Origin of the sequence: Glutamicibacter nicotianae (assembly GCF_006539525.1) — a bacterium.
Taxonomy (GTDB): Bacteria; Actinomycetota; Actinomycetes; order Actinomycetales; family Micrococcaceae; genus Glutamicibacter; species Glutamicibacter nicotianae.
Window position 1 is genome coordinate 150,936 of sequence record NZ_BJNE01000002.1, and the last position, 19,962, is coordinate 170,897.

17 protein-coding genes are annotated in these 19,962 nt (G+C 64.5%); 11 read left to right on the top strand and 6 right to left on the bottom strand.

The window, feature by feature from the left end:
* The first annotated feature begins 90 nt into the window (after positions 1-90).
* From ANI01nite_RS03465 to ANI01nite_RS16635, 3 genes are all read left to right on the top strand, one after another.
* The gene (locus tag ANI01nite_RS03465) at positions 91-714 is read left to right on the top strand and encodes a cyclodeaminase/cyclohydrolase family protein (protein ID WP_170214555.1); all 624 of its coding nucleotides are present in this window, start codon (positions 91-93) and stop codon (positions 712-714) included.
* Positions 711-1,598 carry a bifunctional 5,10-methylenetetrahydrofolate dehydrogenase/5,10-methenyltetrahydrofolate cyclohydrolase gene (locus ANI01nite_RS03470; RefSeq protein ID WP_141356039.1) on the top strand — a complete coding sequence of 296 codons (888 nt, stop codon included), beginning with the start codon at positions 711-713 and terminating at the stop codon, positions 1,596-1,598. Before ANI01nite_RS03465 ends, ANI01nite_RS03470 begins: the two co-directional genes overlap by 4 nt.
* Before the next feature lie 79 nt (positions 1,599-1,677).
* The gene (locus ANI01nite_RS16635) at positions 1,678-1,851 is read left to right on the top strand and encodes a hypothetical protein (RefSeq protein WP_170214556.1); all 174 of its coding nucleotides are present in this window, start codon (positions 1,678-1,680) and stop codon (positions 1,849-1,851) included.
* 123 nt (positions 1,852-1,974) lie between these two features.
* On the opposite strand, the gene ANI01nite_RS03475 is transcribed toward ANI01nite_RS16635, so the two are convergent.
* The 4 genes from ANI01nite_RS03475 to ANI01nite_RS03495 all read right to left on the bottom strand — a co-directional run bounded on the left by ANI01nite_RS03475 (position 1,975) and on the right by ANI01nite_RS03495 (position 9,428).
* Positions 1,975-2,601 (bottom strand): hypothetical protein, encoded by a 627-nt coding sequence (locus ANI01nite_RS03475; protein ID WP_218024300.1) that lies wholly within the window; start codon positions 2,599-2,601, stop codon positions 1,975-1,977.
* Positions 2,602-4,162: 1,561 nt separating this feature from the next.
* Entirely contained in the window at positions 4,163-6,682 is a 2,520-nt protein-coding gene (locus ANI01nite_RS03485; protein ID WP_141356041.1) for a GcvT family protein, read from the bottom strand.
* Between the two features lie 53 nt (positions 6,683-6,735).
* Positions 6,736-8,127 (bottom strand): flavin reductase family protein, encoded by a 1,392-nt coding sequence (locus ANI01nite_RS03490; protein ID WP_141356043.1) that lies wholly within the window; start codon positions 8,125-8,127, stop codon positions 6,736-6,738.
* Positions 8,124-9,428, bottom strand: a complete 1,305-nt coding sequence (locus ANI01nite_RS03495) for an aromatic ring-hydroxylating oxygenase subunit alpha (RefSeq protein WP_141356045.1) — start codon at positions 9,426-9,428, stop codon at positions 8,124-8,126. Before ANI01nite_RS03495 ends, ANI01nite_RS03490 begins: the two co-directional genes overlap by 4 nt.
* A 152-nt stretch (positions 9,429-9,580) precedes the next feature.
* Between ANI01nite_RS03495 and ANI01nite_RS03500 the strand changes: the two genes are divergently transcribed.
* From ANI01nite_RS03500 to ANI01nite_RS03510, 3 genes are all read left to right on the top strand, one after another.
* Positions 9,581-10,519, top strand: coding sequence for a LysR family transcriptional regulator (locus ANI01nite_RS03500; RefSeq protein WP_141356047.1), 939 nt, complete (start codon positions 9,581-9,583; stop codon positions 10,517-10,519).
* Positions 10,520-10,649: 130 nt separating this feature from the next.
* Positions 10,650-11,864 carry a formaldehyde dehydrogenase, glutathione-independent gene (gene fdhA / locus ANI01nite_RS03505; RefSeq protein WP_141356049.1) on the top strand — a complete coding sequence of 405 codons (1,215 nt, stop codon included), beginning with the start codon at positions 10,650-10,652 and terminating at the stop codon, positions 11,862-11,864.
* Positions 11,865-12,065: 201 nt separating this feature from the next.
* Positions 12,066-13,955, top strand: a complete 1,890-nt coding sequence (locus tag ANI01nite_RS03510; RefSeq protein ID WP_141356051.1) for a BCCT family transporter — start codon at positions 12,066-12,068, stop codon at positions 13,953-13,955.
* A gap of 27 nt (positions 13,956-13,982) precedes the next feature.
* Here the strand turns inward: ANI01nite_RS03510 and ANI01nite_RS03515 are convergent, their stop codons facing one another.
* Positions 13,983-14,651, bottom strand: coding sequence for a GntR family transcriptional regulator (locus ANI01nite_RS03515; RefSeq protein WP_141356053.1), 669 nt, complete (start codon positions 14,649-14,651; stop codon positions 13,983-13,985).
* Between ANI01nite_RS03515 and ANI01nite_RS16640 the strand changes: the two genes are divergently transcribed.
* Entirely contained in the window at positions 14,617-14,826 is a 210-nt protein-coding gene (locus ANI01nite_RS16640; RefSeq protein WP_170214543.1) for a hypothetical protein, read from the top strand. The two genes, ANI01nite_RS03515 and ANI01nite_RS16640, sit on opposite strands and share 35 nt — an antisense overlap.
* Positions 14,827-15,089: 263 nt before the next feature.
* Positions 15,090-15,962 (top strand): formyltetrahydrofolate deformylase, encoded by an 873-nt coding sequence (gene purU, locus ANI01nite_RS03520; RefSeq protein ID WP_038992954.1) that lies wholly within the window; start codon positions 15,090-15,092, stop codon positions 15,960-15,962.
* 93 nt (positions 15,963-16,055) lie between these two features.
* On the opposite strand, the gene ANI01nite_RS03525 is transcribed toward purU, so the two are convergent.
* Positions 16,056-17,594: a PucR family transcriptional regulator gene (locus ANI01nite_RS03525; protein ID WP_141356055.1), complete on the bottom strand. Its 1,539-nt coding sequence runs from the start codon at positions 17,592-17,594 to the stop codon at positions 16,056-16,058.
* 164 nt (positions 17,595-17,758) lie between these two features.
* On the opposite strand from ANI01nite_RS03525, the gene ANI01nite_RS16975 reads away from it, so the two are divergent.
* Genes ANI01nite_RS16975 through ANI01nite_RS03535 form a run of 3 tightly spaced genes read left to right on the top strand, consistent with a single transcriptional unit; the run spans position 17,759 to position 19,918 of the window.
* Positions 17,759-17,887, top strand: a complete 129-nt coding sequence (locus ANI01nite_RS16975; RefSeq protein ID WP_255209574.1) for a hypothetical protein — start codon at positions 17,759-17,761, stop codon at positions 17,885-17,887.
* Positions 17,884-19,431, top strand: coding sequence for a sodium/proline symporter (locus tag ANI01nite_RS03530; protein ID WP_141356057.1), 1,548 nt, complete (start codon positions 17,884-17,886; stop codon positions 19,429-19,431). Before ANI01nite_RS16975 ends, ANI01nite_RS03530 begins: the two co-directional genes overlap by 4 nt.
* Positions 19,424-19,918 (top strand): hypothetical protein, encoded by a 495-nt coding sequence (locus ANI01nite_RS03535; protein ID WP_141356059.1) that lies wholly within the window; start codon positions 19,424-19,426, stop codon positions 19,916-19,918. Before ANI01nite_RS03530 ends, ANI01nite_RS03535 begins: the two co-directional genes overlap by 8 nt.
* The last annotated feature ends 44 nt before the right edge of the window (positions 19,919-19,962 follow it).

Sequence of the window (19,962 nt, forward strand, 5' to 3'; positions counted from 1 at the left end):
GCGGGCCGGACCGTGCTCCTGCGTGCCCTGGAATCCCGCCGAACGGTGCAGGGATCAACTGCCACGCGTCCCGAGCGAGGGGAAACCCCATTGATCTCCAACGAAACCGTCATCAGCTATCTCCACCGGCTTGCCTCTGGCGCCCCGACGCCGGGAGGAGGCGCGGCCGCAGGATTGCATGCGGCGCAGGCCGCGGCCCTGGTCTCGATGGTTGCCGAATTCACCTCCGGGCCGCGGTATGAAGCATTCCGGGAGCAAGCACAGCAGATTGCCCGGCAGGCCAAGGCAATGATGCGCCAAGGGCTCAGCGCCGCCGAGGAGGACGAACGGCTGTTCGGCGCCTTGGGTGCTGCCTACAAGCTGCCCAAGGACAGCGCAGAGCAGAAGTCGCTGCGCAGTGCGGCGATCCAAGACGCCACCATCGCCGCGGCAGCGCCACTGGTGACCACCGTCGAGGCCTCCATTGAGGTGATCAAGCTGGCCCAGCAGCTGCTGCCCATTGGCAACCGCTCGGTTATCAGCGACGTGGCCGCCGCTGCCGAAGCCACGCGGGCGGCCCTGGCCACCGCGTTGGCTACCTTGGAAATGAACATTGGCGCCATCAACAATATCGCCCAGCGGGACCGGCTGGTGCAGGTGGCCAACCAGGCCAGCGAGGCAATCGCCCGCGCCGAAGAGCTCAGTGCCAGCGCCCGGACGGCGGTGGCCGCATGACGGCACGGGACCTGTCCGGAGCGCCGGTGGCCGAAGCGATCCGCCAGCGCACCACGGAACTGGTGGGGCGCCTGGCCGGTGCGGGGGTCACCGCCCGTGTCGCGGTCGTGGTGGCCACCGGCAACGAGGCCACCGCCTGGTATGTGCGCTCCATCGAGCGTGCCGCCGCGCAATTGGGGGTGGAATGCCAGGTGGTGGACTTGGCCGGTGCAACGCACCAGCAGCTGGCCGAAGCCATCACCGCATTGAACGAAGATGCCTCGGTGCACGGCATCATCTTGCAGACCCCCTTGCCACCAGCGGTGGATGCGGCGGCGCTGGTGGCGCTGATCGATCCGGCCAAGGATATCGACGGGGCGAACCCGTTGAGCCTGGGACGGCTCAGTGTTGGCCAGCCGGCATTTGCCCCGGCTACCGCGCGCTCGGTCATCGAGATCCTGGAGCACTACCGGATTCCGCTGTCCGGGCAGCATGTCGCAGTGGTAGGGCGCTCCGCGGTAGTGGGCAAGCCGCTGGCCCAGCTGTTGCTGCAGCGTGATGCCACGGTGAGCATCTGCCACTCCAAGACCGTCGATCTGGGACGAATCACCAAGTCCGCCTCGGTGATCGTGACGGCCGTCGGCAGGGCGAACCTGCTCACTGCCAACGAGGCCGGGGAAACTTCCGTGGTGATCGATGTCGGAACCAATGTCAATGCCGAAGGCAAGCTGGTGGGAGACGTCCATGCGGCCTCGGTGCGCCCACTGGTGCGGGCCCTCAGCCCGGTCCCCGGCGGAGTCGGCACGGTCACCACGGCATTGCTGGTACTTCATGCCGCGCAGGCCGCGGAGGCCAGCTTGCAGCTGGACCCGGCGAAGGGAGCGCACATGGCCGGACGCCGGTAGCTGGCTGGCCGGCGTTCCGGGATCCGCGGCAGGCAAGCCAGCGTGCAGCAGGGGCCGGGATGGCGGAACCGCAATTGCCATGGCGAAGCGACTCACAGGCACGGTGCATGCCGGCGGGGAACAAGAACTGGGATCTGCCGCCGGCTGGATGCACCGGTGCCGCCGCCGCATCATCGATAGGAGTGTCGACGATGCGGCGGCTTTCTGCGTTCCAGCCATTGGCAAGATCCTGCCCAGGCTGGCAGCTGGTTGATCGTTCAGGTGTTCCCGTGCAGAGTATGCACACCTGTTTATGCGTCCAACTGGGTCGCGGGTTGTTCTCGCGTTTGGCGCTGGATTTCGAGACCGGAGGCGGCCTGGCTCGCTGCGACCGCGGTTAGGATGATCCTGTGCTGAACCCGATATCGGCAAGTGCCTTCAGCAGATCCTCTGCAAGGAATGCTGTCGAGAGAGCAACCTGCTGCGGATCGCCGAGGCCGGATTCTGCGCGGCCAGCCATGACCGGACCCGGCGCGTTCGGACCTTCTGCAAAGTTCGAATTCAAGGACTGCAATGCTTCGATGGTTGTGTCGCGACTGACGCTGTCTTCTAGGAGGACGGCGAATCGATCGCGCAGTTCCATAGTTTCGATACTCCGCAGAATTCGGTAGGAGTCGTGTGCATCTTTGTCATTCAGCCGTGTCGGAGTGTCGAGCCTTTCTGTGATTTTGTGGATTTTGGCAACCAAGAGTGCTGCGGGGCCCGCGAGCTTTGCAAGAATACAGCGTGTGTCCCGTGCGTCCAGAGCGCCAATCTCCAAAACATCGAAGTCAACGGTGGTTGCTTCTATGCCTCTAGCCTTTCGGGCCGAGAGCTTGTCATGCGGGGGTATGCGCACACTGCGACGGCTTGGTCCCGCAAATATTTCTGGGACCATCAGGTCAACGGGGATTCCGTCCTTGTCCAGCCATGCACCGGGCTGCGAGCCGGGGAGAAAGCCTGCGCGACGCATGGCTTCCTCCAAAAGGGGATTCTCGCGAAGGAGCCGGGGGTCAAGGGAGAAATCGCTATCCTTGGGCGCTGGTGCCTGAGCGACGTCTAGGTCACCGGTGCGCAAGTAGACCGCCTGTGCGCCATCACGATCAAGGCTTCTCGTTGCTCTTCAAGGGCTTCAAGCGCATTGAGTAATGTTTCGCGCGCAACTATCAAAAGATTCTCAGAATTAGCGCCAGTCTGACTCATGATTTACCAGCCAATCGATTAATTCTTCGGCTTCGCTAGGTGCTCTGCCAGGGCCAGTTAGTAGGTCTGCGGCTACCTGGGCTGGAGCTGCTACGGAAAGTCCGTCCTCGCGTTGTAGAGAATTTCGTGTTAGCGAAGGGCAAGCGGGTTCAGCGAGCAGGACATTTGCACCAGTGTCTGTGGGTCGTAGGCCCCATCGCTTGGCTATTTAAATTGTGTTTTGCGTGTAAGCCATAAGCGAGCGTGCTGGTGCGTAAGATGCCCAAGTGGCCGCAGCAACTGAGCCCGTCACCGCGTACGATGCGGGGTCTGTGTTGCACGCAGCGCTGATCACGCTATCGATTCCACGGGGGCGATCCATCGGGAGACGTTGTTGGTAGTTAGGAACTCATAGTCTGTGGACCAGCGGCGCAGAATGGTTCCCCAGTCCGGAACAGATATAGTGGAATCGCTATTTCGCAAGAGGAGATCTTCTGATTCCAAGAACTCTACGACTCGATATACGGAGCCGGTTGATGCTTGAGCGGAAGCAATGAGATCACGTATTCTCCACGGACCTGGTGCGTCGATCAAGGCGCGAACAACCTGCGCTGCAGGCGAGCCCTTGAGAGTTCCGCGGGGGCGTCCCGGGCCCCGCCAAGGGTCTTGATCTAAACCTTGATCTCGGATAAATAGTGGCGGGGTATCTGACCGGATGTAGATGTTACCTGTTGCATCAACGAATGATAATCCGGCGTTTATGAGTCGTTTTCGCACGGGTGGTGATAGGTAGCGTGCTGCCAGTAGCCCGATATCCCAAAAGTTGCTGTTGCGCGCCGATTCAAGTCTTTCTTGCAGTCTTATTACATTTCGCGGCTCGATGACGCTCTTCGTCTCGCTTGCGACTCTTACTGATTCCCCTGAAGGCGCTGAGAAGTCAAGGAAGGCATCGATTCCAGTATCGGGCCCAGAAGTTGGCTCGGGGGCATCGACGGTCCATCCGGCAGGTAGGCGTTCTTGAAGTGCGCGCGGCACGGTTTCGAGTAGCAGGCGTTCAGTGACGAGATTGGGAAGGTTCTTCGCAACGGGCATGTTCAGGTAATAGCAATATTCCGCAGTCTACGGAAGATGTTGATTGCCTGAACATGCCTGCAAGGCTCGTCGCTATTCGCCGTAAGAAAACGGCAGCACCAGGTATCGGGAAGCTCTTGAACGTCTGAACACGGAATTCGAAAGGGCGAAAGCCTGGGCGCAGTGCGATTCCTGCATCCTACTGAAAGGGGAAATGCCAGAGGACTCGTATATATAGGTATGCGGGCCACTGTTCTGGGTGAACAGCGGCCCGTCCTTTGCGGTGGGTTGCCCTAGCTGGCCGAAGCAGCCAGCGACAGGCCGCGCAGCCGTTCCATCTGCGGATCGTACAGCGGGTCATCGGCCACGGTGGCGGCGATCTGCTTGCCGAAGTACTCGATCGCCACCGCGTCCCCGGTTTCCACCGTTGTGGGCAGCCAGGCGTAGGCGATCGGCTTGCGCACCGTGTAGCCGTAGGCGGCACTGGTAACGTAGCCGGCGGCCTTGCCGTCCACGTAGACCGGCTCCTTGCCCAGCACCACGGAGACGCCGTCATCAACGGTCAGGCAGCGCAGCCGCTTGGTGGCCGCCGCGGCGCGTTCGGCCAGGGCGGCCTTGCCCACGAAGTCGGCGGTCTTGGCGGCCTTGACCGCAAAGCCCAGGCAGGCCTGCTCGGGTTCGTGCTCGCTGGTCATGTCGGTGCCGAAGGAGCGGAAGCCCTTCTCCATGCGCATGGAGTTGAACGCCGCGCGGCCGCCGGCGATGATGCCGTGCTCCTGCCCGGCCTCGAAGAGCACGTCCCAGAGCTTGGCGCTGACATCCGCCGACGCATAGAGCTCCCAGCCGAACTCGCCGACATACGACAGGCGCATGGCGGTAACCGGAATGCCGGCGATGGAGATCTGCTTGGTGCGGAAGTACTTCAGGCCCTCGTTGCTCATGTCATCCGCCGACACCTTGGCCATGACCTCGAGCGCCAGCGGGCCCCACAAGCCGATGCAGGAAGTGCCGGCGGTGATATCGCGCACCGCTGCCCACTTGCCCGGGTTGGCGGCATTGAACTTCTTCGCTTCGCGGTTCAAGTAGGCGACATCCACATTCGAGTTGATGCCGGCCTGGTAGACCTCGTCGGAAAGCCGGGCCACGGTGATGTCGCTGGTAATGCCGCCGGCAGCATCCAGCAGCAGGGTGTAGCTGACCATGCCCGGGGCACGCAGCATGTTGGCGGTGGTCAAGCCCTGCAGCAGCTCGCCGGCTCCGGGGCCGGTGACCTCCACGCGCTTGAGCGGGGTCATGTCGAACATGGCCACCGCGGTGCGGGTCTTCCAGGCTTCCACCGCGGCGATCGGCGAATGGAACTTGGCGGACCAGGCATCGCGTTCCGGTCCGGCCCATTCGGCAGGCAGCTGCTCGAGCAGCGCGGCGTTGGCTTCGTACCAATGCGGGCGTTCCCACCCGGTGCCTTCCAGGAAGAACGCGCCCAGTTCCTGCTGGCGGGAGTAGAACGGGGAGGTGCGCACGGCGCGCGGCGTGGTGCGCGGTTCCAGCGGGTGGCGGACGTCGTAGATTTCCACGAAGTTCTGCTGCGAGGTCTCGCTGACGTATTCCCTGGTCGTCTGAACGTCTTCGAATCGGTTCAGGTCGCAGTCGCCCAGGTCCGTCTTGGAGGTGCCGGTGGCGATCAGCTCGGCCACGGCCTTGGCGATGCCCGGGGCGTGAGTGACCCATACAGCTTCGGCCACGAAGAAGCCGTCGACCTCGCGGGACTGGCCCACCAGCGAGCCGCCATCCGGGGTGAAGGAGAAGATGCCGTTGAAGCCGCGCTGGATCTCGGTGCTGCGCAGATCCGGCAGCAGTTCCTGGCTGGCCTCCCACTCGGCCGCGAAGTCCTCGGGGGTGAAGTCCAGCGAGGAGGGCATGCGCTCGTGGGTGATGTCCTCCGGGCGGTAGGCCGGAAGGGTATCCAGGTCCACCGGCATCGGACGGTGGGCGTAGGAGCCGATGCCGATGCGATCGCCCCACTCGCGGTAGTAGAGGTCGCGGTCCTGGTAGCGCAGGATCGGGCGGCTGGCGCCGGCCGGCAGCTCGTTGACTCCCGCCAGCGATGGCACCGGGGTGCTCCAGGCGAACTGGTGGGCCAGCGGCAGCAGCGGAATCGGCGTGCCAACCATCTCGCCGATCTTCGGTCCCCAGAAGCCGGCGCAGGAAACCACGATATCGGCCTCGAAGCGCTCGTCGCCGCAGAGCACCGCGGTGACCTTGCCGCCGGATTGCTCGATGCCGGTGACGATGGTGCGGTCGCGGAATTCAACGCCGGCGGCCTTGGCGCGTTCCATCACCAGCGCGGTGCCCTTGGCCGCCAGCGCGAGCCCGTCGCCCGGGGTGAACAGCCCGCCCAGGACCTTCTGAGGGTTGAGCATCGGGAACTTCGCCAGGCAGGCGGCCGCGTCGATGACTTCGGCCTGAACGCCGTAGGAGCGGTTCCACCCGGCGCGGCGATGCAGGTCTGCCAGCCGCTCATCCGTGGTGGCGATTTCCAGCCCGCCCACCGGGAGGAAACAGCCGCGTCCGTCGGCGCCCACCAGGCTGGTCAGCTTCTCGATGGTGTACTGCGCGAATTCGGTCATGGACTTGGACGGGTTGGACGAGAAGACCAGGCCCGGGGCGTGCGAGGTGGAGCCGCCGGGAAGGCCCAGCGGCCCCTGTTCGATGACCAGGGTATTGGCGTGGCCCAGGGCGGCCAGCTCATCGGCCAGGTTGGCGCCGACGATGCCGGCGCCGATGATGATGATCCGTGGGGAAAGACGGGACATGGGGACTCCTTTTAAAGGCGTGAGGTGTGGTGGGGCGGAAGGGTGCGTGGCGGCTAGGCGTCGATGACCAGATCCGAGACGGCGGTGGAACAGCAGGGCAGGAACTTGCCTGCCTCGATTTCACGGGCGCGGATGCCGCCCTGGTGGTTCATCTCCACGTCGCCGTCGAGCTTGACGACCTTGCAGGAACCGCACATGCCTTCCTGGCAGTTGGCGCCGATGCGCACCCCGGCCCGCTGCGCGACGCCCAGGATCCGCTCTTCGGAGCTGATCCGGACATTGAGCGCGGAGCGCAGGAAGGTCATGGTCAGCTCGCCGGTGCCCACGGTGGGGAAGGAACTGGCATCGGCGGCCGGGGAACCGGTGCCCGGCGCAGGCTCCGGGGCCAGCGGCGCGGCGGAATCGACGGCGACCAGCGGCTGGCCGGTAGCCTCGATGGTGCCGGTCTCGTCGTAGTCCGGTTCGTAGATGGCAAGCTCCGGAGGCTGGCTTTCGTAGAACTCTTCCACCGATTCGGCCACCTCCTCGGCGATGCCCTCGGCCAGCGAAATCTCCTGCTGGTATTCCAGCAGCGTCTTGCGGTCCCCGGAGAAGAACTCCATGAACACCGAGGTGTCGTCCACGCCAACCTGGCGCAGCAATTCGGTGGCGGAGTTCAGGTAGCCCTCCGGCCCGCAGGCAAAGACCTTCCGTCCGTTGGCATCGGGGGCCACCGCCTCGATCATCTGTGCGGTCAGCCTCCCGGAGAAGCCTTCCCAGTCCGCCGGCTTCTCGCGGTCGCCCAGCGAATAGAAGACCTGGATGCGCGAATCGACCTGTGCGATGTATTCCAGCTCGGGCCAGAAGGCGAAGTCCCCGGGCACCGTGCCGTGGCAGAGCACCACCACATCCGCCTGGCCCGGCAGCGAGTGGATGGTGCGCACCATCGACATGATCGGGGTGATCCCGGCACCGGCGGAAAGGAACAGGTAGCGGGCGCGGCGATCGGAATCGCCCAGGTGGAATGCCCCGACCGGGCCGAGCATGTCCAGCACCATGCCAGGGCGCAGGTTCTCATGCGCCCACCGGGAGACCAGGCCCTTCGGGTCGCGCTTGATCCCGATGCTGAACGTCCAGGGCACGGTCGGAGCACTGGAGATCGAGTAGCTGCGGTCCACCATTTCCTGGCCCTCGCCGTGCACCGGGAAGGCGATGTTCAGGTATTGCCCGGCGCGGAACGCCAGCGGGGCGCCGTCGAGGCGGCGGAAGACGAAGGTCATCAGCCCGCCGGCTTCCTCGATGGTCTGCACGCATTCGGCGAGGAATTCCTGCGGATGCCACGGGCCCAGGGCGCGGGCGGCGCTCGCCGGGCCTTCCTGCGAGCTGAGCACGCGGTTCCACGGCATTTCCATTCCGCGGATGCGCTGCGCGGCGGCGGTGCCGGCCTGCGTGGTGCCAGTGCTCATGCCAGGTGCTCCAGCACGCGCTGGGTGTACCAGTTGATGAACGCCTCCACCTGGTACTCGCTCTTCATGTACGGGCCTGGCTGGTAGGCGGGGCTGGCCGCGCCCTTCTGGCACAGCTCCACAAACGCCTTGTCCTGCAGGTTGGTCTGCTTCCAGGTGTGGGTCAGCTGCTCCAGGTCGTAGTCGTCGCCTTCCACCGCGTCATCGGCCACCAGCCAGGTGGTGCGCACCAGGGTCTGGTGCTCGTTGATCGGGTAGGCGGCGAAGGTGATCACGTGGTCGGATTGGAAGTGGAACCAGCTGTTGGGCTGCAGGTGCATGGAGCAGCGGCCCAGCCGGAAGTCGCGCAGCACGCCGAGCAGCTTCTTGGACAGGCGGTGCCCGTCGGCGGAGAAGGATTCGCCGTCGCCGTCCAGCGACTCGCGGGAAATGCGGATGCCCGCCACACGGGTGTCCAGCTGCTCGACGACCTCGTAGGGCATGCCATAGCGGCGGCAGCGTTCCTCCAGATCCGCCTGGGCCTTCTGGTTGCGCGCCCAGACCTCTTCCAGATGCGGCGGGACGGTCTCGTCGCTTAAGCCCCAGGTGGGGAACAGCGAGCAGGCCAGCTCCGGGTGCCCGTCGCAGTGGTAGCACTCGCGGTTGTTCTCCATCACCAGCTTCCAGTTGCCTTCCTCGATGATGTCCTGCTGGTAGGCGACCTTGGTGCGGGAGATGTCGTGCGGCGCGAGATAGGGCTCGAAGATTTCGGCGACCTCGTCGAAATCCGCCGGCGGCTCCTGGGCCAGGGACACGAAGATCAGCCCGGCGTGGATCCGTCCGTGGGCGCGCTTGAGCGCGAAGCAGTTCTTGTCGAAGTCGCCTTCGCCCGGGGCCGAGGCATGGATCAGGTCCCCCTCGGGGGAGTAGGTCCATGAGTGGTAGCCGCAGACCAGGTTGCCGGTGCTGCCCGAGGCGGCGGTCAGCACGCGGGCGCCGCGGTGCCGGCAGACGTTGTGCAGCACGTTGACCCCGCCGTCGTCGGTGCGCAGCACGATCAGCGAGTGCGGGCCGTAGTCGAGGGTGACGTAGTCGCCGGGCTCGGGGATTTCGGCGATGCTCGCGGCGAAGAGCCAGTGGGTTCCGAAGATGGCCTGCATCTCGACATCGAATACCGAGCGGTCGGTATACAGCGGGGCCTCGAGCGAATAGCCCTTGCGCCGGTTCGCGAAGAGCTCGGTGATCTCGGCGAGCTGCTCATGGCTCATCGATGAAGCAAGTTTTCCGCGCGTGGTGTGCGGCGCGCTGGCCGAAGCGGTCATCTGGTACTCCTAGGGGCAAGACGCGCCAGGCGTCCTCGGGATGTGGATTTTCGGTGAACTTGTGAGGCGAGTCACCGCATGAGTCGAGACTAGGAAGAAATCCCCTGCAAGAAAAGCGCAAGAAATTGGATCAAACCGTGCACAATTAGTGCATGATCGATCCACGCTTCTCCACCCTGCGGGTTTTCTCCTCCACGGGCTCCGTGGCCCGCACCGCGGAACTGACCGGATATTCGCCCTCTGCCGTCTCCGCCCAGCTGCGCGAACTGCAGCGCTCGCTGGGCATCAAGCTGATCGCCAAGGAGGGGCGCGGGGTGCGGCTGACCTCTGCCGGCCAGCAGCTCGTTTCCGGAATCGACTCGATTGTGACGCAGTGGGAGCTGCTGGCCGCCTCGGCGCGGTCCGCGTCGGGCCAGCTGCAGGCGCATTTCGGCCTCGGTGGATTCTCCACCGCGGCCGCGCAGCTGCTCGCCCCGCTGGCCGCGAGCTTGCGCGCCACCCGGCCTGAGGTCGAGGTCCAGCTGATCGAGGCGCAGCCGCAGCGCTGCCTGGATCTGCTGCTGGCCGAGCGCATCGACCTTGCGGTGATCGTGGCCAGCCAGGCCCCGGGCGGCGGCGGTGCCAAGGACCGCTTCGAGCAAACCGTGCTGCTCGATGACCCGCTGGATGTGGTGCTGCCCGCGTCGCACCGGCTGGCGCAGCGCAAGTCCGTGGCCCTGGAGGACCTGGCCGATGACCCGTGGATCTCCGAATCCGGGCAGTCGGTCTACCGGGCACTATTCGTCGCGGCCTTCACCTCGCTGGGGGTCACCCCGCACATCGCACACGAGGCGGTGGAGTGGGAAACCATGATCGCCTTCATCGGCGCGGGCCTGGGCGTGGGTCTGCTGCCGCGCCTGGCGACCCTGGGCCACGCGGATGACGTGGTGCGCCGCCGGATTTCAGGGGCGGCCAAGCCCTCGCGGCGCATCGTCGCGGTGACCCGCAAGGGCAGCCGCGGCTCGCCGCTGATCGAGGAATCGCTGGAAATTTTGCAGCGCACCGCCGAACGCATCATTTCCCAGCGATCTGCCGAGGAATTGGACGGGTAGCGGACGCCGCAAAAGCCTGCCGGAGGGGGAGGGATTTCAAACCGGGCTATTGACATGGATCACGCTCCATGCGCAGACTTGGGCACATCCAATTTGGTATCCAACTGATATTTCAAGGGAGAAGTGCGCCATGGGCAACTTGGCAGTGAGCTATGCCGGAGCCGGCAAGGTCGAATTGATCGACACCCCGTACCCCGAATTCGAATTGAAGGACGGTCCCGGGGTGCACCCGGCGAACGTCGGGCGGCAGGTGCACCACGGGGTCATCCTGCGCACCATCGCCACCAACATCTGCGGCTCGGACCAGCACATGGTCCGCGGCCGAACCACCGCCCCGGAGGGCCTGGTCCTCGGCCACGAGATCACCGGCGAAGTGGTGGAAGTAGGCCGTGACGTGGAGTTCCTCAAGGTGGGCGACGTCGTCTCGGTGCCCTTCAACATCTCCTGCGGCCGCTGCCGCAACTGCAAGAGCGGCCAGACCGGCATCTGCCTGAACGTGAATCCCGACCGCCCGGGCTCGGCCTACGGCTACGTGGACATGGGCGGCTGGGTGGGCGGCCAAGCGGAGTACGTGCTGGTGCCTTACGCGGACTGGAACGCCCTGAAATTCCCTGACCGCGACCAGGCCATGGAGAAGATCCTGGATCTGGCCATGCTCTCGGACATCTTCCCCACCGGCTACCACGGGGCGATCGGCGCCGGGGTCACCGTCGGCTCCACGGTGTACGTCGCCGGTGCCGGGCCGGTGGGCCTGGCCGCCGCCACCTCGGCACAGCTGCTGGGGGCTGCCACGGTGATCGTCGGGGATTTGAACGCCGACCGGCTGGCCCAGGCGCGCAGCTTCGGCTGCGAAACCGTGGATGTCTCGCTTGGCGATCCTGCCGGGCAGATCGAGCAGATCCTGGGCGTGCCCGAGGTGGACTGCGGCATCGACGCGGTGGGCTTCGAGGCCCGCGGCCACGGGCATGATGCCGGGAAGGAGCAGCCTGCCACGGTGCTCAATTCGCTGATGGAAATCACCCGTGCCGGCGGCAGCCTGGGCATCCCGGGACTCTACGTCACCGGGGATCCGGGCGCCACCGACGAGGCGGCCAAGGTCGGTTCGCTGTCCATGCGCTTCGGCCTGGGCTTCGCCAAGTCCCACACCTTCGTCACGGGCCAGTGCCCGGTGATGAAATACCATCGCGGGCTGATGCAGGCGATCCTGGCGGACAAGGTCTCGATTGCCAAGAACGTCAACGCCACGGCCATCGGATTGGACCAGGCCCCGCAGGGCTACGCGGCCTTCGACGAGGGTGCCGCGCAGAAGTTCGTGCTCGACCCGCACGGCCTGATCAGCGCCTGACCGGCCGCGCAACCGCTGCCCGCCCGGCGGACCGGGAACCATTCCCGGCCCGCCGGGCGGCCTACCGGCCTTGGCCTTGAGCCAGGCCATCTCGCCGGCCCCGGCACCATTTAACGAGCAACCCCGGGACCCCGGCTGATTCGGCGCGCCCGCATGCCGTTGCCTGCGTGCCTCCTCTTGCCTTGATTGAAGGAAATCCACATGAAACGCACTGAGCAACCCGTGAACGATCTGGTCAGCGAGCTGCACTCGGCTCGCCGGCGCCGCCCTCGAAGGTATCTGGCTTCCGGCACCGACTACTGGGTCTTCGGCATCGCCGGAGTCCTCGCACTGGCCTTCATCGCCTGGGGCTTCGCCTCGCCCGCCGGACTGGGCTCCGCGGCAGGAAAGGCCTTGGACTGGGTCATCACGAATACCGGCTGGGTCTTCGTGATCGCCGCGACGGTGTTCACCGTCTTCGTGCTGGTGGTCGCGGCCAAGAGCTTTGGCCGCATTCCGCTGGGCAAGGACGGGGAGAAACCGCAGTTCAGCACCGTCTCCTGGATCTCGATGATGTTTGCCACCGGCATGGGCATCGGGCTGGTCTTCTACGGGGTGGGCGAGCCGCTGTACTTCTACATGTCCCCGCCGCCGGAAACCGTGGGCGGGCAGACCTCGGCAGCGGTGGGCACCGCCATGGGCACCACGATGTTCCACTGGACGCTGTTCCCCTGGGCGATGTACGCGATTGTCGGGCTGGGCATGGCCTACAGCAGCTTCCGGCTGGGCCGCCCGCAGCTGTTCTCCTCGATGTTCAGCTCGATCTTCGGCGAGAAGGTGGTGCACGGCTGGGGCGGGAAGACGATCAACATCCTTGCCATCTTGGCCACGCTCTTCGGTTCGGCCTGCTCGCTGGGCCTCGGTGCGCTGCAGATCGGCGGCGGGATCCAGTCCGTCGGGCTGCTGCCCTCGGTGGGTTCGGGGATCCTGGTGCTGATCATTGCGGTGCTCACCGCCATGTTCGTGGCCTCGGCTGTGTCCGGAATCGAGCGCGGCATCCAGTGGCTGTCGAATATCAACATGGTGCTTGCGGTGATCCTGGCCCTGGTGGTGTTCATTGGCGGTCCGACGCTGTTCATCCTGAATGTCATCCCCAATGCGGTGGGTTCCTTCATTGCCGACCTGCCGGAAATGGCATCGCGGACCGCTGCCTCCGGCGACGGGGACATGGCCGCCTGGCTGTCTTCCTGGACGATCTTCTACTGGGCATGGTGGGTTTCCTGGACCCCGTTCGTGGGCCTGTTCATCGCGCGGATCTCGCGCGGGCGCAGCATCCGCCAGTTCGTCACCGGCGTGCTGCTGGTTCCTTCCACCGTCACGCTGATCTGGTTCGCGATCTTCGGCGGCGGCGCCATCGGCCTGCAGGAGCGGGCCGAGCGCAACGGGGACATGGGCCAGGCGCTGGCCAGGATGGTGGACGGGGCACCTGACATCGACTTCGACTCGGTGCTCTTCGAGCTGCTCGGCGCGCTGCCGTTCCCCGAATGGTTCTCCATTGCGCTGATGGGGCTGACCGTGGTGCTGATTGCCATCTTCTTCGTTACCGGGGCGGACTCGGCATCGATCGTGATGGGTGCGCTCAGCGAGCGCGGTGCCGAGGACCCGTCGAAGAAATCGGTGGTCTTCTGGGGCGTTTCGGTAGGCGCGGTGGCGGCGGTGATGCTGCTGGCCGGCGGGGACCATCCGGCGGAAGCATTGAACGGGCTGAAGAACATCACGATCGTCTCGGCGCTGCCCTTCGTGCTGGTGATGCTGCTGCTCTGCGTGGCGCTGTGGAAGGACCTGAGCCGCGATCCGCTGGTGCTGCGCGGCAAGGTGGCCATGGAGGTGCTGGAACAGGCAGTGGATGACGGCATCGACCGCCACGAGGGCGAACAGTTCTGCCTGATGACCAGGGAGAACTCGATTGTCGCAGCCTCGGCGCCGGAAGCCGAAGCAGAAGAGCCGGAAGCACCTGTGGATGAGCCGGCGGACGATGGGCAACAGGCCGAGGCGCGCGAAGTCCGCCAGCACCCCGATGCGGATCTGGAACCCGAGGGTGCCGGACGCTAGCGTGACTGCCGCGTCCCGGAGCTGCGGTTACGGGGCGCGGCGCAGTGCCTGCTCGAAGTGGTCCACATGCTCGGAGACCAGCCGCGAGGCCAGCTCCGCGTCGCCGTCGAGGATGGCGCGCAACAGGGCTGAATGCTCGGAAATGTGCTCGGCGATGGGCGGCATCTGGTCGATGACCAGGCACCAGATCCGGGTCACCAGGTTATCCAGGCGCACCAGGGTTTCCTCCAGATGCTTGTTGGCCGCGGCCTTGTAGATGAGCCGGTGGATGTGCACATCGAGCAGCAGCAGCGAACGCTGGTCCAGCGCAGGGTCCAAGGCATCGATCTGCTGCAGGTAGCCGGCCAGCTCCTCGCGGATCAGCGGGTCCTTGTTGGCCGCCGCGTTGCGGGCGGCCAGCGGCTCGAGCACCTGGCGCATCTCGGAGATGTAGTTCAGCTCGTGGAAATCCACGGCCGTGGCGAAGGTGCCGCGACGCGGATAGGACACGACCAGGTGGTCGGTTTCCAAGCGCTTGAGTGCTTCGCGCATCGGGGTGCGCCCGACGCCGAGCTCCTCAGCCAGCTGCGGCTCGTGGATCGGATGGGTCGGCGCGATTTCCAGCAGCACCAGCCGGTCGCGAAGTGCGTTGTAGGCGCGATCGGCCATCGAGCCTTGCTCCGTGGCGGTGCTGGTCAATCCTGTGGGCCTTGGCATATCGCTCTCTTCATTGCTCAAAAATCATTTGCCGACACACAAAGAGTATCGCCCCGGCTCCGAATTGGGCGCTTATCCCGCACAAATGCGCCTAATACGCCGTGCCCCGCCGGTCGGCAACAGAGCTGAAAACCTGTTTGGAACCCTGCAGAAATACGGCAGGAAAAGTCATTGACGCTGTGCTGGGGCACACATAGTATTGTGATCAGCAACTGATATATCAGACACTGTCCGAGGGATGCCGGGCATGCCAGCATCCACTTTGAAGGACAGTGCAAGGCGCGGATACCCGGCAGGAAAACCCCTGGCCTGGCGGCCCGGATTCCGCGGGGCAACGCGGGCAAGCGGGCGCATTGCGCGACCGTATTCCTTTCATCTGAAAACCACACGAGCCATGGCGAAGCTATAGCCATCTCGGCGAAACCAAGGAGCGGCACGATGACCGAACCGAACAACAAATACGTCCTGACCCTCACCTGCGCCGAGCGCCCGGGCATCGTGCATGCGGTCACCGGTCTGCTGCTCAAGCACCACGGCGATATCCGGGAGCTGAAGCAGCATGATGACCAGCGTTCGGGAACGCTGTTCATGCGCATCGAGTTCGAAGTCGCCGAGTCGAAGGAAATTGCCGCGGAGGTCGCGGAGCTCGAAGCGAGCCTCGGCCAGCTTGCCGAAGAGCACGAGGCTACCTGGGGGCTGCGCCCGACGGGCCAGAAGAAGCGCGTGGTGGTGATGGTCTCCAAGTTCGGCCACTGCCTTCACGACTTGCTGTTCCGCGCCCGGATGGGGGAGCTGCCGGTGGAGATCGCGGCAGTTGTCTCCAACCACCCCGATCACCGCCAGCAGGTCGAGTGGAACGGGATCCCGTTCTTCCATATTCCGGTCACCGCTGAGACGAAGCCCGAGGCCGAGTCCAAGCTGATGGACCTGGTGGAGCGCTTCGAGGTGGATCTGGTGGTCCTCGCCCGCTACATGCAGGTGCTCTCCGATGACCTCAGCCGCAAGCTCACCGGCCGGGCCATCAACATCCACCACTCATTCCTGCCCTCCTTCAAGGGCGCCAAGCCCTACCACCAGGCGTTCGAGCGCGGCGTGAAGACCGTGGGCGCCACCGCGCACTACGTGAATTCCGAGCTGGACGAGGGCCCGATCATCACCCAGCGGGTCCAGGAAGTGGACCACAGCTTCGAGCCCGAGCATCTGGTGGCCGCCGGCCGCGACACCGAGTGCAAGGCGCTGTCCGACGCGGTGCGCTGGCACTGCGAAGACCGTGTCTTCCTCAGCGGCTCGCGCACCGTCGTGCTGCGCTAGCGGCGGCAATTCCTGGAAGCCAGCCACGTTGCCATCGCGACGTGGCTGGCTTTCTGTGCCAGGGGGTCTTCTTGTGGCCGGCAGACCGGGGACTCAAGCTGACACGTTCTGCTGGTAGACGGCCAGGCCCAGCGACAGGACGGTCAAGGATTGGGCATCATTCAGATCCATGTCCAGCAGGGATTCGAGTAGTCCGAGCCGCTGGTAAAACACCGACCGGGAGAGCTGGCAACGGGTAGCCGCCTGGGATCGGTTGGTCGGTGAAGCCAAATAGGCCTTCAGGACCCTCAGGCATTCGGTGCGCCGGGCAGGATCCAAGGCCAGGATTGGCGCGAGCACCTGCTGCGGCAGGCGCTGCATTGCCGGTTCATGGCGCAGTTCATGGGCAAGCAGTGCCAGTGGATACTCCTCGGCCAGCACAACAGGCTGGTTCGCAGCCAGGGACAGTTCGCATCCGCCGATGGCTTGCCTGATGGAATCTGCAAGCAGGCCGAAGTCATTGACGGCCGCACCCAGATAGAGCGGTCCGTCAAAATATCCGGCCACCTCATCCAGGTGCAAGGTCTGGGGCCAGTCTGGCGGCAGTTTGCCGGGGATAGCGGAGAAGAAGCCGAAGAGCTTGGACGCGGGCGCATTCCGGGCACCGATCACCGGACGCAGATCCTTGCCGATAGTGCGCTCGATCTGCCTGGCTGCTGCTCTCAGGTCGGCGCACGAGGCCAGCGGGATCGCGAAACCACGCAGCTGCCGGTGGCGCACCGGGAACCCGGAGGCTTCGAATTTCCCGGCGAGCAGGTCCGAGTCCGCGTCCTTTCGCAGCATCAGGTCGTCAAGCAGTTCGCAGGCCGTATCGAAAGCCAACGAGGCAGGTTCCTGTTTGCGCAGGAGCTCGGTGCCCAGCGCAATGCCCGCCATTGTCAGTACATGCAGGGATCCTGCCGGATGAGTGGCAGTGTCCGGGGCGATCAAAGAACCGAAATGCCTGCCATGGATCTGCACCGGGATCACCTGGCGTCCAGCATTGCCTGTCACGTGCAAGCTGCGGGAACGGTCTTGCCAGTGCTCGAAGAAGTCCACGGGCACCGGAACGGCGCTGGCATGGCGCAGCACGTTGTAGCCTGAATCCTCCAGCACCACCGTGGCATTCAGCAGCCTGGCGCAGTCCCGGAGTATGGTTTCGGCCGGAGCGCCGAGCTGCATCAGCGCGGTGAAATGGGCGGTGACCTCGCCGCCGGCCTCGATGCGCCGGGTCTGGGAGGAGAAGAGCAGCTGGTGCAGTGCCTCGGTGATCTCCACAAAAGCCACTGGTTCGTGCAATGCCACCAGCGGGAAGCAATGCTCTTTGCAGGACTGGATGAGCGCCGCCGGAACTGCGGGGCAATGGTTGCCGAGCTCTAGCAGCAGGCCGGCGGATTCCAGCTCGACCAATTCGGCCACGTACTTCTCGAAGCAGGTTTCTGGACCCCACCCGATGCCAGTGGTCAGCACCAGTTCCTGGCCGCGCAGGTAGGTCCTCGGATCCGAGTTCTCCAGCACGTGGACCCAACCAATGTGACGGTTCAATGACGACTGATCGGCAAAGACCTGCGGATTGCCGGCCAGTACTGCGGGCAGCTGGAGCAGCTGTTCCATAGTGGCAATCGACTGCTCCGGACAGTCTGTCCGGACATCGCGTGTTTTCCCGACAAGTGTCACTGTTGATCGGCCTCCAGCTATGCAAAACTGTCAATCACATGGATCTATAGTGATTCGCTTCACACAATACAGAGTGTTTGGCTTTTAGGGGGAATGCGTCGATGTTTGGACTTCCGGCGTTCACGACCATGGTCATCATCGGGGTTCCGGCCCTCTGGGTGATCTATACCGGAGTTTTCCTGTGGCTCAGCCGCGGCTGGAAGCATGAGGATGCGGAGGAGCAGCGATGAGCTTCGAGATCCTGTTCCTGGTCATCTATTTCGTCGCCATGGCAGGCATCGGCGTTTGGGCGATGAAGCGCGGCAAGCAGGATGCCGAGGGCTTTCTGCTGGGCGGACGCAGCCTCGGCCCGGGAGTCACCGCACTTCGCCTGCAAAGCTCATCCATGTCCGGCTACATGTTCATTGGTGCTGGATCCATGGGTTATACCCAGGGCTATTTCAGCATGTGGTACGCGCTGGGCGACCTGGGCGGCGGCATCTTGAACCTCTCGGTCCTTGGCCGGCGCATGCGCAAGCTGTCCCAAATCCTGGGATCCATCACATCCATCGAGTACCTGGAGCACCGCTACCCCTCGAAGTGGATCCGGCTCATCGCCGCTCCCGTGGCGCTGTTCTGCATGTTCTTCTACGTCCTCGCGCAGTTCATCGCCGGCGGCCGCGGACTGGAGATGGTCTCCGGAGTCTCCTTCCCGGTGGCCCTGGCCATCGCCATCGGCGTGATTGTCCTCTACACCTTCCTCGGAGGCTACCTGGCTGTGGCCTACACCGACTTCGTGCAGGCCATCATCATGGTGGTGGGCATGGTCTGGATCCTGGTTGCCACGCTGATGGCAGTCGGCGGTTTCACCAAAGGCAACGAGGCAGTGGGCGAGATCAACCCGAACCTGCTGACCATGTGGGGAGCGGACCTGGGCTACCAGGGCCAATGGGGAGTCATCCTCGGAGCGCTGCTGGTCTTCTCGATCGGCTACATGGGGTGGCCGCACGTGGTGGTCAGCCATATGGCCATGAAAAAGCCATCGGTAGCACGCACCGCAGGTGTCTACTCATTGATCTTCAACCTCCTGTTCATCCCCGGCCCCTACCTCGTGGGCATGTTCGCGCTGATTCTGCTGCCGAACCTGGCCAACCCTGAAACCGCAATTTTCGAGGTCGCCGATGCCGTGTTGCCGACCTTTGCCGTGGGCATTGTCATGGCTGCCATCATGGCAGCGATCATGTCCACCGCCGATGCGCTGCTGCTGCAGGCGGGAACCATTGCCAGTCAGGACATTTACGCCCGGTTCATCAACAGGAAGATGAACGATGCGCAGATGGTCTGGGTCTCCCGGATCACTGTATTGGCCCTGGCGATCATCGGCTATGCCATTGCCGCCTTTGACCCGCCCGCTGTCGCCGCCGTGGTCATCTTCTCCACCACCGTGCTGGGCAGCGCTTTCGTTCCTTCCTACATCTGCGCAGTGTGGTGGAAGAAGGCCAACGCTGTTGGGGCCATTTCTTCGATGATCGCCGGCACCTTGGTTTCGGTGCTCTGGCAGGTTTCCGGGGCCCCGGACGCTACGGGCATCGATCCGATGGTCACCGGCATTCTGGCATCCACCGCAGCGATGATTATTGGCAGCCTAGCCAGCCAGAAGTCGCATCCGGTGCCGGAACATATCGGACGGGCGCTGGATGAGACCGCGAAGATCGGGCCGATTCCGAAGAAGATGCTCATAGACCAGGACGCCCTGCTGGCCAGCCAGGCTGAAATGGCGGGTCGCCATGAGTGAACTTGTGCTGCGCACGCTGGTCGATGGCCAGGATGCGCAGCGCATCCTCGCCGCCAAGGCGCCGGGGCTGGCGGTCACGTCGGCCAAGCTGCGGCATCACCCCTTCGCGGGGTTCGTCTTCGAGGTTCCGCAACTGGCCGGGCGAATCGCGCAAGCGCATGCTTTGGTGGACTACTACTCGGGCAAGGCCTTTGTCACCGACCCGTGGCAAGTCCAGGACGCCCAAGCTGGCCAGCGAATGGACCTCGTGGCGGATCCGAAGTGGAACACCATCGATTTCGACACTGCGCGCGAGCGGGCCAAGGCTTTGCTGTCCACCGCGGTGCTGCGCCGTGCCCGGCTGGCCTGGCGCGGTGGAATCCGCGAAACGAGCAGTGTCGCCAAGGTCTGGAAACCCAACTGGGTGATCGAAGCGAAGCTGGAAGGAAAGTCCTACCGCATCATGGTGGATGGACTGAACGGCGGCTACTTCTTCATCGGAAGTTGATGCCGGAAACGGCGCGTATCGCCTGCATGACCCAAGATTCCACC

Bases quoted from the DNA above. Each gene is read 5' to 3' on its own strand.
- ANI01nite_RS03530 (WP_141356057.1), top strand. From the start codon at position 17,884: ATGAGCTTCGAGATCCTGTTCCTGGTCATCTATTTCGTCGCCATGGCA.
- purU (WP_038992954.1), top strand. From the start codon at position 15,090: ATGACCGAACCGAACAACAAATACGTCCTGACCCTCACCTGCGCCGAG.
- ANI01nite_RS03525 (WP_141356055.1), bottom strand. From the start codon at position 17,594: ATGGAACAGCTGCTCCAGCTGCCCGCAGTACTGGCCGGCAATCCGCAG.
- ANI01nite_RS03485 (WP_141356041.1), bottom strand. From the start codon at position 6,682: ATGTCCCGTCTTTCCCCACGGATCATCATCATCGGCGCCGGCATCGTC.
- ANI01nite_RS03515 (WP_141356053.1), bottom strand. From the start codon at position 14,651: ATGCCAAGGCCCACAGGATTGACCAGCACCGCCACGGAGCAAGGCTCG.
- fdhA (WP_141356049.1), top strand. From the start codon at position 10,650: ATGGGCAACTTGGCAGTGAGCTATGCCGGAGCCGGCAAGGTCGAATTG.
- ANI01nite_RS03490 (WP_141356043.1), bottom strand. From the start codon at position 8,127: ATGAGCACTGGCACCACGCAGGCCGGCACCGCCGCCGCGCAGCGCATC.
- ANI01nite_RS16635 (WP_170214556.1), top strand. From the start codon at position 1,678: ATGGCGAAGCGACTCACAGGCACGGTGCATGCCGGCGGGGAACAAGAA.
- ANI01nite_RS03510 (WP_141356051.1), top strand. From the start codon at position 12,066: ATGAAACGCACTGAGCAACCCGTGAACGATCTGGTCAGCGAGCTGCAC.
- ANI01nite_RS16975 (WP_255209574.1), top strand. From the start codon at position 17,759: ATGTTTGGACTTCCGGCGTTCACGACCATGGTCATCATCGGGGTTCCG.
- ANI01nite_RS03495 (WP_141356045.1), bottom strand. From the start codon at position 9,428: ATGACCGCTTCGGCCAGCGCGCCGCACACCACGCGCGGAAAACTTGCT.
- ANI01nite_RS03470 (WP_141356039.1), top strand. From the start codon at position 711: ATGACGGCACGGGACCTGTCCGGAGCGCCGGTGGCCGAAGCGATCCGC.
- ANI01nite_RS03500 (WP_141356047.1), top strand. From the start codon at position 9,581: ATGATCGATCCACGCTTCTCCACCCTGCGGGTTTTCTCCTCCACGGGC.
- ANI01nite_RS03535 (WP_141356059.1), top strand. From the start codon at position 19,424: ATGAGTGAACTTGTGCTGCGCACGCTGGTCGATGGCCAGGATGCGCAG.